We start from the raw sequence: 12,438 nt of genomic DNA, 5'->3' as shown, positions 1-12,438 counted from the left end.
CGCCGCCGCACTGAGCCGGCCGAGGGACGCTCAGCCTTCGGCGGACCGTTCCACGGCCGCCCACGGCTCCTTGCCCGGGGTCTGCGCGCCGGTGGGACAGTGCCGTCGGTAGTCGCACCAACCGCAGCGCGGCCCGGGCGCCACCGGGAACGCCTCGTCGGCGTCACCGCCGTCGGCGACGACCCGCTCGGCGGCCATGATGTCGCGGGCCGTGTCCTCCGCGCGGGCCAACTGACGGGCCAACGACTCGACGGTGTGGTCGTGACCGGCGACCGTGCCGGTCGGCAGGTGGTGCAGCTCGACCCGACGGCACGGCTTGCGGAACACCCGCTCGGCCGCGTACGCGTAGAGGGCCAGCGCCTGGGAGCCCCGGGCGTCGTCGGCGTCCAGCCCGGTGCGGCCCGTCTTGTAGTCGACGATGACCAGCTCCGGACCCTCCGGCCCGGGGCGGGAGTCGATGCGGTCGGCGCGGCCGTTGAAGGCCAGAACGGCGGTCTTGACCGCCACCACCCGCTCGACGCCGAGCGGGTCGGTATCCGGCTCCAACGTCTCGACGTACGCCTCGAGCCAGGTCAGCGCCCTCCGGTAGGCGGCCCGTTCCTGCTCGTCGTCGCGGTAGCCCTCACGAACCCAGGTGCCCTTGAGCAGGGTGGCCAACGCCTCGGGGCGGCGTCGGTCGGCGGGCAACGCGTACCAGTTCTTCAGGGCGGTGTGCACGCTGGCGCCGAGGGAGTTGTGGGCCCAGGGCGGGCCCTTCTGCGGCGCGGGCCGGTCGACGTAGGAGTAGCGGTAGCGGCGGGGGCAGTCGGCGTACGTGCCGAGCTTGCTCGGGGTGCAGACGAACAGTCGTTCCGGCATCCCCTCGAAGCCGAGCTGCTCGGCGCCGCCGGGGCGCTGCTGAGGTGCCCGACCGCCCGCGGCGGGTCGTCCGGCTGAAGAGGCTCGTCGCACGCCTGCGATCCTGCCATCCACCCCCGACATCCCGGGTGTGCCGGTCAGGTCATGTTCACGTAGTGCGTGACGAAGGCGGCAACCGCGTCGGCGATGAGCTGGACGGCGATCGCGGCCAGGAGCAGGCCGGCGATCCGGGTCAACACCTCGATGCCTCCGGGGCGCAGGATCTTGACGATGCCGCCGGAGAAGCGCAGCACGATCCACACGGCGACCATGACGGCGAGGATCGCGGCGGCGATGGCGGTGAAGTCACCCAGGCCGTCGGCCTGCTGGACGAAGAGCATTGTCGCCACGATCGCGCCCGGTCCGGCCAGTAGCGGGGTGCCCAGCGGCACCAGAGCGATGTTCGAGGTGACCTGCTGGCTGGGGTCGTCGGCCTTGCCGGTCAGCAGTTCCAGGGCGACGAGGACGAGCAGCAGTCCACCGGCGGCCTGCAACGCGGGCAGGTCCACGTGCAGGTAGTCGAGCAGCGTCTGCCCGGCCACCGCGAAGATCACGATCACGCCGAGAGCCAACGCCACGGCCTGCCACGCCGCCCGGTTACGGTCGCGCGCCGGCAGCGGCCCGGTCAGCGCCAGGAAGATCGGCATCATGCCCGGGGGGTCGGTGATCACCAGCAGGGTCACGAAAACCTCGCCGAACAGCTTCAGATCCACGTGATCAACCTAGCGGCGGCCCGGTGGGCGAAATACGCGGATCACCCCGAAGCGACCTCGGTCACCCCGGCGGCGACGATCCGCTCGTACGACTCGACGCCGGTGGTGAACGCGCCGAGCTGGACGGTCTTGTGGGTGCCGTGGAAGTCGGACGAACCGGTGACCAGGAGGCCCAACTCGGCGGCGAGCGCCCGTACGTGTTCCCGCTCGGCCGGGCTGTGGTCCTCGTGGTCCGCTTCCAGCCCGGCCAGCCCGGCGGCGGCCAGCTCAGCGATCAGTTCGTCGGGCACGACCCGGCCACGTCGGGTGGCCCGGGGATGGGCGAACACCGGTACGCCCCCGGCGGCCCGGACCAGTCGGACCGCACGGAAGACGTCGATGTCCTCCTTCGGCAGCCGGTACCGCTCGCCCAGCCAGTCCGGGCCGAACGCCGCACGGGTGTCGGCGACCAGCCCGGCGCGGATCAGCGCCTGCGCGATGTGCGGGCGACCGACCGTCCCGCCGGCCGCGCCGGCGAGGATGTCCGGCCAGCTCACGTCGATGCCGTCGGCGCGCAGCAGCGCCACGATCCGCTCACCGCGCTCCTCGCGGGAGGCCCGTACCCGGGTCAGCTCGGCGACCAGCTCCGGGTGTTCCGGGTCGAACAGATAGGCCAGCAGGTGCAGTGGCATCGCCGGCTCCGCGCCCTCCCAGCGGCAGGACAGTTCGGCGCCCCGGACGAGACGCAGGCCGGGTGGGAGCGCCCGTACGGCCGGCGCCCAGCCCGCGGTGGTGTCGTGGTCGGTGATGGCCAGCACGTCCAGACCCGCGTCGGCGCCGGCGCGGACCAGTTCGGCCGGGGTGAGCGTGCCGTCACTGGCGGTCGAGTGGGCGTGCAGGTCGATCCGGGGCGCGGAGCCGGTACGGGAGGTCACCTCCCGACGCTACCGAGCGGACCCGAAGCAGACTCGCGTAGGTCGAAGCGATTCCGGCACCCACCGGACCCGCTTCCGTCAGGAGCCTCTGACCAGGACCGGTCGGTCGCCGGGCTCAAGGCCGGCCACGGGGATCGGCTCGGCCTGTTCGCCGGCACGGACCCGCTTCACGTCGGCCCGGACCAGTTGGCCGGAGCTGTCGACGTACGAGACGTCCGAGCCGCTTGTCCAGGCGATGGCGCCGCTCACCGCCGGGCCGACCGGTACGGCGTCCAGCGTCGTACCGAGCCGCTCCAGGTCGACCAGCAGGGAGCGCTCGCTCGCCCCGACCTTCCCGTTCACCAGGAGCCACCGGCCGTCGTCGGACATCTCGCCGACGCCGTCCGGACTCAACTGGGTGCCGCAGGCCGCGCGTACCGCTTCCGTGGACCGCTTCGGGTCGACCAACGTCAGGCAGGTCCCGTCCGCCGCGTTCGCCGGCACCTGGCTGACCAGCCGACCGTCGGGCAGCGAACCGTAGACGTTCAGGGTGTCCCGCTCGGGTACCGCGGTCAGCTCGTCCGCGCCGGGCCGCCACAGGGCGTGACCCGGTCGGTTCGGATCGAGCCGGACCAGCACGCTGCTGCCGACGAACCGGACGGGCTGCGCGCTGTCCGGGACGGCGACACGCACCGTGCCGATGAGCTGGGTGCCGACGACTCCCGCCACGAGCAGGTCCTCGCCGTCCCGCCAGGCGACCTGGGTGGCGTCGGGTGCGAGAACGATCTGGCCCGCGCCGGCCAGCAGCACCTGCACCAGGCCGTCGTCCTGCGCCACCCAGAGGGAACGCCCTGCGGTGGTGGGTGCTCCGATCACCAGCAGACCCGCGTCGTTGGGCAGCCGGTGGGCGCTTTCGGCCGGGCCGACGCCGGGCAGCGCCAGGCGCTTGCCGTCGGCGTCGATCAGTTCGCCGGCCAGGAGCAGGCTGGTGGGCGCCGCCGGCGAGGGTGGGGCAACGCTGCCCGTGGGGAGCGGTCGGGCCGACAGGTCCGGGTCGCCGATCACGACGATGGGCGGCCCCTGCTGGTCGGAGTCGCCGGAGAGGTGCGTCATGCCGGCGCCGATCAGCACGGTGGTGACCACCCCCAGCGCGACGCCGACTCCCGCACGCCGCCGTCGGATCCGGTTGGCACGACGGATGGCCTGACCGGCCGGATCGGCGGTCAGCGGACGGGTCACGGCGACCTGGCGCGAGAGAGCATCCCGCACCGCACCTTCGAGCTGGTCACGTCGCACCTGATGAGGACGCCGCAGACCGCCCGTCAGGTTGTCGGGCAGCCGCGGAAACGGGCTCACTGCTGCTCTCCGGGGCCGGTGCCGACAGGCACGGCCACCGAAGCGGTGGGCAGCTCGACCGCCGGGGCGATCGGATGGGGCGCGGACGGACGCGGCACGACCGGCCTCGGCTCGACCCGACCGGCGCCGGGACGCGGCGTCACCGCGGAGAGTGCGCCGGACATCCCTTCGACCGAACCGGACGGGACCGCCGTGACGCCCCCGCCGGGTTTCGCAGCCGTGCGGGGGCGGACGGCAGTAACGTCCCGGCCGCGCCGCGGGGCGGTGCCGGTCCCGGCCGGTGCGGCCAGATCCGGCGTGTCGGCGCCCATGCGGCGGCGCAACGTGGCCAGCGCCCGGGACGCCTGACTCTTCACCGTGCCGGGGGAGATCTCCAGCAGTGCCGCCGTCTGCGCTTCCGACAGGTCCTCGTAGTAGCGCAGAACGAGCACCGCGCGCTGCCGGCTGGGCAGCTCCTTGAGGTGCCGCCAGAGCAGGTCACGGTCGAGCTGCTGCTCGATCTCGTCGAGGCCGGGGCGTTCGGGCAGCACCTCGGTGGGGCGCTCACCGTGCCAGCGCCGCCGCCACCAGCTCGTCGAAGTGTTGACCATCACACGTCGGGCGTACGGCTCGACCGCCTCGATCCCGCCGAGCCGCTTCCACGCGAGGTAGGTCTTCGTCAGCGCCGTCTGGAGCAGGTCCTCGGCCGTCGCCCAGTCACCGGAGAGGAGATAGGCGGTACGGAGCAGGGCGGCGGAGCGAGCCGCGACGAACTCGCGAAACTCCTCCTCCAGGGGGTCCCTGCTCGCCACCACACACCTCCGCACCCAAACCGTCCTGGAAGAGTGCCACGTCAGCGGCGTTCCGGTCCATGACGAAAGGTGCGCACTTGCTCCGATGTTCGGACGAAAACTTTCACGCCCCGTCGTCGGCCTTGGCCTCGTCGGCCTCCTTGCCCAACCGCGCCTCGACCGCCTGCGGCTCGTACATCTCTTCGACGACGCGCAGGTAGAGCTCGTTCGGGTTGGGCAGATTCTTGATCTCCCGGAGCGCCTGCTCCTGGCCCGCGGACTCCAGCACGAAGGTGCCGTAGTTGAGGGCCCGACCGGTCGGGGTCTGCTCGTACTTCATGTCGGTGACCCGGACCAGCGGCATCATGGCGACCTTGCGGGTGACGATGCCGTTGACCACCATGACCCGCTTGTTGGTCAGGATGAACCGGTCATACCACCAGTCGGCGACCTTCCACGCCACCCACCCCATGACGGCGAACCAGAGCAGCACCGCGATGGTCGTCAACGCGCCGACGTTCTGCCCCGCGAGGAAGCCGGACAGGTAGCCGAGCACGAAGGTCGCCGCGACGCCGATCAGGAGCGGGTTGGTGAGGTGGATCCAGTGCCGCTTCCACTCGCCCCGGTAGCGCTCGGTGGGGAAGAGGTAACGGGCGACCAGCGAGCTGGGCTCGTCCTCAAGCGGAAGAACCCGACGGGGTGTCGACCCCATGGCGTCGGCGCGCAGCCCCGCCAGCTCCTCCTCGGAGATCTGGGGCGGCTGGTTGGCGGCGTCTGGATCGCGGATCCAGGCCCGACCGGACCGCCCTTCGCCGGCATAGCCGGGCCCGTCGCCGTAGCCGACGTCGTCCGAAAGGGAGGGCCCGTCGGACAGGCCGGGACCGGCTCCGTAGCCCGGGCCGTCATCGGGCCCGATCCGCGGGATCGGCTCGGTGTCGCGCTCGCGGCGTTCCCGGTCGGGGTCGTCCGGGTCGAAGGGTGGACCGGAGGGGCTACCCATCGGTGGCTAGGCGACGAGGCTGGTGAAGAAGTCGCCGAATCCCTGGGCGATGTCCATGATCCCGCCGCCCAGCGACTTGAACACATCAGCCGCAGAGTTTGGCCGATAGGCGACGAAGAAGATCAAGAATGCGATTCCGGCCCAGGTGAGGACCTTCTTGACCATGGCGGGCCATCCTCTCGCGCGGCGCCGGGTCCCATTACCGCAGCGGCACCCAGAGTATCAGTGTGGTGTCGTACAGTGAATATCTGCGTCCGTTCTCCGTCAACCCGGAAGAGAGATCAAGCTCTCCCGGACAGGTACGGGGACGGTGCGCCGTACACGAGTTCGGGCGGAGTCCACTCGGTCAGGTCGTGCAAGACGACGTCTTCCGCGAGGAGGTGACCCGCACTCGCCGGCCAGGCTATCGCATGTAGCCACATTCCCCGAGCCTCGCCGGCGTACGCGCTTCGATCCGTCGGAGAATTCACCAACCACAGTGGAGTCGGGTGCCCGCCGACCTTGATCCGGGCCTGCCCGACGTGCTCGGGATGCCCGGGGCCGGGATCGGTCAGCGCGTCGGCGAGTTCCGGTCCGGGATCGGGCCCGGCCAGGCCGGCGAGTCGCGTGCCCAGGCCCACGCCGGGTTCCTCGGCGACGAAGACGAGATCCGCCGGGCCGTCGTCGAGTGGCGCCGGCCCCGCGCAGGCCACCGCCGTCGCCCGTACGCCGGTGCGGTCGTCCCCGGCGTACGCCACGCCGGTGAGGGTCCAGCCGGGAGGCAGCGGCCACGGGCACCACAGTGGCGTCCCCGATGGACCGGGACTCGCGGTGATCCGTTCCACCACGCTCGCGACGATCTCCGCCCCGATGTGCTCGGGCACGTGCAGCGGCGGCACCGGTCCGCAGCGCAGGCACCTCGACTCGGTGTGCATCAGATCCGGCGCCCGTACCGGGCCCCCGCATCTCGGACAACTCACCGCGACACTCACATCCCCACCGTCACCCCGCATCGCCGGCACGTCAAGCCGGAACGCCGATCGCGCCAGCGGAGCGACGGTCAGTCCGGCGGTGGGCCGGCGTGGGTCCGGATCCACGCGTGCATGGCGATGCCGCTGGCCACACCGGCGTTGATGGACCTCGTGGAGCCGTACTGGGCGATGGAGTGGAGTCGGGCGCACGCCGCCCGCGCGGGCGCGGACAGGCCCGGGCCCTCCTGACCGAACAGCAGCACGCAGTCGCGCGGCAGGACGGCGGTCTCGATCGGCCGGGAGCCGGGAAGGTTGTCGATGCCGAGCACGGGCAGCCGCCGTTCCGCCGCCCATCCGACGAACTCCTCGATCGTCTCGTGGTGCCGGACGTGCTGGTAGCGATCGGTCACCATCGCGCCACGTCGGTTCCACCGACGGCGACCGACGATGTGCACCTCGGCGGCGTTGAACGCGTTGGCGTTGCGCACCACCGTGCCGATGTTGAAGTCGTGCTGCCAGTTCTCGATGGCGACGTGGAAGCCGTGCCGCCGCCGGTCCAGGTCGGCGACGATCGCCTCGTGACGCCAGTAGCGGTAGCGGTCGACGACGTTGCGCCGATCGCCCTCGGCCAGCAGCTGCGGGTCGTAGCGCGGATCCTCGGGCGGGTCCCCCGGCCAGGGGCCCACACCTACCTCAGGCTGGTCGTCGGTCACGGTCATCAGAGAGTACGGCCACCCCGGCGCCGCACGATCTCAGCCCAGGCCGAGCGCGTCACCGAGGCGGTCCAGGAAGCGCCGGTCCGCCGGGCTGGCCGGATGCCCGTCGAGGCCGGGCACCGCCCGGCAGACGCGGGCCGCGACCGACTGCACCCACTGGCGGTACGCCGCCGAATCGGCCGGATCGGCGCGCCGACGCAGCACGCGGGCCGCCGCCCGACACGCGGCCAGCAGGTCCACCAGGTCGGTGAGCCGCTCGGCGGAAGCGGGCGCGCCGTCGTGGCGGGCGTAGATCGCGGCGACCACGGCACGGACCAGGTCGCTGTCGAACCCACGGCCGGCGGCGACCGCGTCCAGGCCGGCCAGGCCCGCCCGTACTCCGCGCTCCGGGCGACCCGCGCCGGGCGCGGCGGCGGCCACGAGGACCCGAGCGGGCAGGCTGGTGAGCAGATCCCACTCGGCGGCGGAGTAGACGGCGGTGGTCAAGGGTGCGGCGCGGCGACCGGCAGAGGGCGGCTCTCCGGCGACGGAGTGGCTCATCGGAACCTCCGGCGTCAGCATAAGCCCCCAAAACGGGAACAGGGCCGCCACCGGCAGAACATGCTGCCCGGCGTTGCCCTGTTCCGGCGGTGCTCGACCGGCCGAGGGCGGTCAGCGCGGCGTCGGGAAGCTGGGCCGTTCCGGGTCCACCCCGTCCGGCACGGCGCTGGCCGCGTACTCCTTCTTGGGGACCATCACCCGGCGGCGGAAGACGCAGACCATCGTGCCGTCCTGGTTGTAGCCCCGGGTCTCCACCGAGACCACGCCCCGGTCGGGCTTGGAGCCGGACTCCCGCTTGTCGAGCACCGTCGTCTCGCCGTAGATGGTGTCGCCGTGGAAGGTGGGCGCGACGTGGCGCAGCGATTCCACCTCCAGGTTGGCGATGGCCTTACCGCTGACATCGGGCACCGACATGCCGAGCAGCAGGGAGTAGATGTAGTTGCCGACCACGACGTTCCGCTTGAACTGGCTGGACGTGGCGGCGTAGTGCGCGTCCATGTGCAGCGGATGGTGGTTCATGGTGAGCAGGCAGAAGAGGTGGTCGTCGTACTCGGTGACGGTCTTGCCCGGCCAGTGCCGGTAGACCGCGCCGACCTCGAACTCCTCGTAGTAGCGGCCGAACTGCATCCTGGTCCCCTTCGACGGGCGGCGATGGAGTTCGGCACAGCATGCCTTACCGCTGGTTAAGGCGACGGTCGGGGCGGGACCTCGGCGGAAATGTCACACCGGTCACTCACCCGAGGGGAGACGCAATGAGCGGCGGGGCCCTCCCCGGCACCCGCCGCCCACGCTCTGATGTGAAGAAGTCTGCCCTACGGTGCCGTAGCTTCAACAGAGATCGCGGTCACATTTATCTTTTTGTAACATTACTCTCCGTGACGAATGCGAGGTTGATCAGCGATCTCCGCAGGCCGGATACCTCCTCGTCAGGGCTCAAGTTACCGATTCGTAGCGCTCGATCGCGTGGATCTCCCTGGAAACGCTCCCATCACCGCAGGTCACGCAAGTGCGTCGTGCACTTGCGTTCCGCAGGACGAGATGAACTGACGCCCCTCGATGGTCGTCAACGCCCCCGGGCAGCCCCGCCCACGTTTCGTGCGCAGCGACCCGGGAATTCGATACGGTCAGCCCTGGTTCTACGGGACGCAGACAACCCGCGGGTGATCGGAGAGTGCAATGGCAACCGTTGAGCTGACCTCGGCGAACTTCGACGAGGTGACCGGCAGCGACGGCATCGTCCTGGTCGACTTCTGGGCCGACTGGTGTGGTCCGTGCAAGCGGTTCGCCCCGGTCTACGAGCGCTCCTCGGAGAAGCACCAGAACATCGTCTTCGGCAAGGTCGACACTGAGGCCCAGCAGGAGCTGGGCGCGAAGTTCGACATCCGGTCGATCCCGACGATCATGGCGATCCGCGACGGCGTCATCGTCTTCGCCCAGCCGGGCGCCCTTCCCGAGTCCGCGCTGGAGAACCTGATCGAGCAGGTCGAGGCTCTGGACATGGACGACGTCCGCAAGCAGCTGGCCGAGCACAAGCACTGAGCCGTCTCCACGACGGCACGCGAAGGCCGGGCCCGGTTCGGGTCCGGCCTTCCGTCATTCCCCACGCCCGCCCATGATCACCGACCCGGGCAGGCGGAACTGACCATCGGTGGGACCCGAGACGGTCGGTACATCCCGTATCGTCACCACCCGATGGAGACCCTGACCACCCGTGGGCGCATGACCCGGCTGGGCGTGACCGCACTCGGTCTCGTCCTGCTGCTGGTGGGCACGTTCTGGGGTAGCGACGACGACTTCCCGTTCGGCCCGTTCCGGATGTACGCCACCTCGAACCCGCCGAACGCCCCCGCCCCGGACACCCGGGTGGAGGGCGTGAACAGCACCGGAGCGGTGGTCGACCTCGACCAGAACGCGACCGGCATCCGCCGCGCCGAGATCGAGGGCCAGCAGGACCGGTACGCCGCCGACCCCGCGCTGCTCGCCGAGGTCGCCGACGCGTACGCCGAACGTCACCCGGACGCCGCCGCGCTGGTCGAGGTACGCATCGTCATCCGCTGGCACGGCATCCGCGCCGGCCGGCCCACCGGGCAGCACATCGACGAGACCGTCGTCAGCTGGCAGGTGTCCCGATGACCCGCTGGCTGACCGAGGCGGTGCCCCGCGGACGGATCGCCGCGTTCCGGACTGTGATCTATCTGTTCGTCGCCGCCGACCTGGTGGTCTTCACCCCGTGGGTACGCACCAGGGCCAGCGTGCCCGGCGAGCTGTACCAGCCGCTGCTGATCGGCCGCCTGCTCCCGCTGCCGACGCCGACGCCGACGGTCGTGGCGGTGATCTTCTGGGTGCTCCTGCTCACCGCCCTGCTCGCCGCGACCGGCCGGGCGCCCCGGCTGCTCGGCTGGACGGTCTGCGCGCTGTACCTCGAGTGGATGATCATTGCGATGAGCTACGGGAAGGTCGACCACGACCGGTTCGGCCTGCTCGTCGCGCTGGCCGTGCTACCCACCGCCGGCCGCGCCCGCCACGGCGACACCACCCGCACGGAGGCCGGCGGCTGGGCCCTGCGCGTCACCCAGATCGCGGTGATCTGCACGTACTTCCTGGCCGCCTTCGCCAAGCTGCGCTTCGGCGGCCTGGACTGGCTGACCGGCTCGGTGCTGGCCCGGGCCATCATCCGACGCGGAACCGACCTGGCCGACCTCATCGCCCAGGTGCCGCACCTGCTGATCGTCGCCCAGTTCGGCATCGTGGCCTTCGAGCTGCTCAGCCCCGTGGTGTTCCTGTTGCCGGCCCGCTGGCGACTGGCCATGGTCGGCTTCTTCTACTCGTTCCACGTGGTGACCATCGCGACCATCACGATCTCGTTCGCGCCGCACCTGGCCGCGATGACCAGCTTCCTGCCCCTGGAGCGGGTACGCCCGCTGGTGTGGGCACGTCGGCTCGCCGGACGCGGCCCGGCGGACGTGGACACGACGTCCGCGCCACCCGATGCGGCACCTCTCGGTGATCGGGCCCGGCTCGGCGATCAGGCTCCGGCGGTCGGGCGCCCGGTCGGGCCGTAGAGGCGCTCCCGCGCCTCCTGCGGGAGCGAACAGGCAGCCGTACCGCCCGGCAGGCGGTGGCGGTTGCGGGCCACCCAGCGGTACACCGGCCACGCCAGCGCGCGCACCGGCGGAAACCGCAGACCCGCGCCGGCCACCCGCCACACCGGGCCGCTGTCGGCCAGCAGCTTCGCGATGGCGTCCGGGCCGGCGGCGCGGGCGCCGTCCGCACCCACCCACTGCACGGCCTCCTCGCACTCGGCCACGGTGAGACCGAGCGCGTCCAGGTCGGCGAACTGCCAGGGCACCACCCGCGCGCCGGTGGGGATCCGACGTTCGATGAACTCCGCACAGGTCGTGCAGAACGCGCAGTCACCGTCGTAGACGAAGGTCGACGTGTCCATGCCGTCCATCCTCCCCCGTCGCGACGCCGATCACGCACCGGTGTCCGGCGGGTCACTTGCGCAGACCTCGTACACGTGTTCGAATAGTGCCCATGCGCTGGGAGAACCTGACCGCTCCCCCGGTCGAGGGAGATCCCGAGAGGGCAGCGCCAGCGACGCCACCCCTGCCGCTGGCGCTGCCCGGCGCCGTCGTCCGCACCTTCGACACCCCCGAGTTCGCCGGGATGACCTTCCACGAGGTGCAGGCCAAGTCCATCCTGAATCGGGTGCCGGGCCAGTCCCGCGTCCCGTTCGAATGGACCATCAACCCGTACCGGGGATGCAGTCATGCGTGCCGCTACTGCTACGCGAGAAACACCCACACCTATCTCGATCTCGACGCGGGTGCGGACTTCGACCGGCAGGTGATCGTCAAGGTCAACGCCGGTGAGTTGGTACGGCGCGAGCTGGCCGCGCCGAAGTGGCGGGGCGCTCACGTGGCCATGGGCACCAACGTCGACTGCTACCAGCGGGCCGAGGGTCGTTACCGGCTGATGCCGCAGATCATCGCCGCCCTACGGGACTTCGCCAATCCGTTCTCGATCCTCACCAAGGGCACGCTGATCCTGCGCGACCTGCCCCTGCTGCGTCAGGCAGCCGAGGTGACAAGCGTCGGCATCTCCTTCTCGGTGGGCTTCGTCGAGGACGGGCTCTGGCGCGGCGTCGAGCCGGGCACGCCGCACCCGAGCCGCCGGCTGGACGCGGTCCGCCGGCTCACCGACGCCGGTTTCTCCGTCGGGGTGCTGATGGCGCCGATCCTGCCGGGCCTCAGCGACAGCGAGGAGTCGATCGACGCCACGGTCTCGGCGGTCGCCGCCGCCGGAGCGACGAGTGTGACCCCGCTGGCGCTGCACCTGCGCCCCGGCGCCCGCGAGTGGTACGCGCAGTGGCTCGCCCGGGAGCACCCGCACCTCGTCGCCCGCTACCGCGAGCTGTACCGCTCGGGCGCGTACGCCCCGCAGGCGTACCAGCGGGAGCTGACCGCCCGGGTACGGATCGCCGCCCGCCGCCACGGACTGCTCCGGGGCGAGGTGGGCGACAACCGCCGCCTGCCCGAGCCGCCGCCCGCGCCGGCGGCCGAGCAGCTGACCCTGCTCTAGTCTTCATGCCGGCAGGTAG

The 12,438-nt window shown here is 71.4% G+C and carries 16 protein-coding genes; 4 read left to right on the top strand and 12 right to left on the bottom strand.

The window, feature by feature from the left end:
- Positions 1 to 30: 30 nt before the first annotated feature.
- The 11 genes from ACTFTM_RS04740 to ACTFTM_RS04690 all read right to left on the bottom strand — a co-directional run bounded on the left by ACTFTM_RS04740 (position 31) and on the right by ACTFTM_RS04690 (position 8,462).
- Positions 31 to 981 carry a RecB family exonuclease gene (locus tag ACTFTM_RS04740; protein WP_449564643.1) on the bottom strand — a complete coding sequence of 317 codons (951 nt, stop codon included), beginning with the start codon at positions 979 to 981 and terminating at the stop codon, positions 31 to 33.
- Between the two features lie 14 nt (positions 982 to 995).
- Positions 996 to 1,610, bottom strand: a complete 615-nt coding sequence (locus ACTFTM_RS04735) for a MarC family protein (protein ID WP_421474411.1) — start codon at positions 1,608 to 1,610, stop codon at positions 996 to 998.
- A 41-nt stretch (positions 1,611 to 1,651) separates the two neighbouring features.
- Entirely contained in the window at positions 1,652 to 2,524 is an 873-nt protein-coding gene (locus ACTFTM_RS04730) for a PHP domain-containing protein (protein WP_449564642.1), read from the bottom strand.
- A gap of 78 nt (positions 2,525 to 2,602) precedes the next feature.
- Positions 2,603 to 3,799 (bottom strand): hypothetical protein, encoded by a 1,197-nt coding sequence (locus ACTFTM_RS04725; protein WP_449564641.1) that lies wholly within the window; start codon positions 3,797 to 3,799, stop codon positions 2,603 to 2,605.
- A 56-nt stretch (positions 3,800 to 3,855) separates the two neighbouring features.
- On the bottom strand, positions 3,856 to 4,650 hold the full coding sequence (locus tag ACTFTM_RS04720) for a SigE family RNA polymerase sigma factor (RefSeq protein WP_449564640.1): 795 nt from the start codon (positions 4,648 to 4,650) through the stop codon (positions 3,856 to 3,858).
- Positions 4,651 to 4,753: 103 nt separating this feature from the next.
- Complete coding sequence (locus ACTFTM_RS04715; protein ID WP_449564639.1) at positions 4,754 to 5,629, bottom strand: PH domain-containing protein; 876 nt, start codon at positions 5,627 to 5,629, stop codon at positions 4,754 to 4,756.
- 6 nt (positions 5,630 to 5,635) lie between these two features.
- The gene (locus ACTFTM_RS04710) at positions 5,636 to 5,794 is read right to left on the bottom strand and encodes a hypothetical protein (RefSeq protein WP_007455302.1); all 159 of its coding nucleotides are present in this window, start codon (positions 5,792 to 5,794) and stop codon (positions 5,636 to 5,638) included.
- A 116-nt stretch (positions 5,795 to 5,910) separates the two neighbouring features.
- The gene (locus ACTFTM_RS04705) at positions 5,911 to 6,621 is read right to left on the bottom strand and encodes a DUF6758 family protein (RefSeq protein ID WP_449566536.1); all 711 of its coding nucleotides are present in this window, start codon (positions 6,619 to 6,621) and stop codon (positions 5,911 to 5,913) included.
- Between the two features lie 47 nt (positions 6,622 to 6,668).
- On the bottom strand, positions 6,669 to 7,292 hold the full coding sequence (locus tag ACTFTM_RS04700; protein ID WP_449564638.1) for a TrmH family RNA methyltransferase: 624 nt from the start codon (positions 7,290 to 7,292) through the stop codon (positions 6,669 to 6,671).
- 39 nt (positions 7,293 to 7,331) lie between these two features.
- Positions 7,332 to 7,856, bottom strand: coding sequence for a hypothetical protein (locus ACTFTM_RS04695; RefSeq protein WP_449564637.1), 525 nt, complete (start codon positions 7,854 to 7,856; stop codon positions 7,332 to 7,334).
- Between the two features lie 90 nt (positions 7,857 to 7,946).
- Positions 7,947 to 8,462 carry a MaoC family dehydratase gene (locus ACTFTM_RS04690; RefSeq protein WP_355244479.1) on the bottom strand — a complete coding sequence of 172 codons (516 nt, stop codon included), beginning with the start codon at positions 8,460 to 8,462 and terminating at the stop codon, positions 7,947 to 7,949.
- Positions 8,463 to 9,011: 549 nt separating this feature from the next.
- Between ACTFTM_RS04690 and trxA the strand changes: the two genes are divergently transcribed.
- The 3 genes from trxA (at position 9,012) to ACTFTM_RS04675 (ending at position 10,897) form a co-directional block, all read left to right on the top strand.
- On the top strand, positions 9,012 to 9,374 hold the full coding sequence (gene trxA / locus ACTFTM_RS04685) for a thioredoxin (RefSeq protein ID WP_421474404.1): 363 nt from the start codon (positions 9,012 to 9,014) through the stop codon (positions 9,372 to 9,374).
- 153 nt (positions 9,375 to 9,527) lie between these two features.
- Entirely contained in the window at positions 9,528 to 9,968 is a 441-nt protein-coding gene (locus ACTFTM_RS04680) for a hypothetical protein (RefSeq protein WP_449564636.1), read from the top strand.
- Positions 9,965 to 10,897 (top strand): HTTM domain-containing protein, encoded by a 933-nt coding sequence (locus tag ACTFTM_RS04675; protein ID WP_449564635.1) that lies wholly within the window; start codon positions 9,965 to 9,967, stop codon positions 10,895 to 10,897. Before ACTFTM_RS04680 ends, ACTFTM_RS04675 begins: the two co-directional genes overlap by 4 nt.
- Here the strand turns inward: ACTFTM_RS04675 and ACTFTM_RS04670 are convergent.
- A complete protein-coding gene (locus tag ACTFTM_RS04670) occupies positions 10,861 to 11,280 on the bottom strand; it encodes a thiol-disulfide oxidoreductase DCC family protein (protein WP_449564634.1) in 420 nt (139 codons plus the stop codon). The genes ACTFTM_RS04675 and ACTFTM_RS04670 overlap by 37 nt on opposite strands.
- 92 nt (positions 11,281 to 11,372) lie before the next feature.
- Here ACTFTM_RS04670 and ACTFTM_RS04665 point away from each other — a divergent pair, with 92 nt between their 5' ends.
- Positions 11,373 to 12,419, top strand: a complete 1,047-nt coding sequence (locus tag ACTFTM_RS04665) for an Rv2578c family radical SAM protein (RefSeq protein WP_449564633.1) — start codon at positions 11,373 to 11,375, stop codon at positions 12,417 to 12,419.
- Positions 12,420 to 12,438 lie beyond the last annotated feature (19 nt).

The sequence above is a fragment of the Micromonospora sp. RB23 genome, assembly GCF_053585025.1.
The sequence above is the reverse complement of the archived record's forward strand: the minus strand, read 5'-3'. Positions and strand labels throughout refer to the sequence as shown.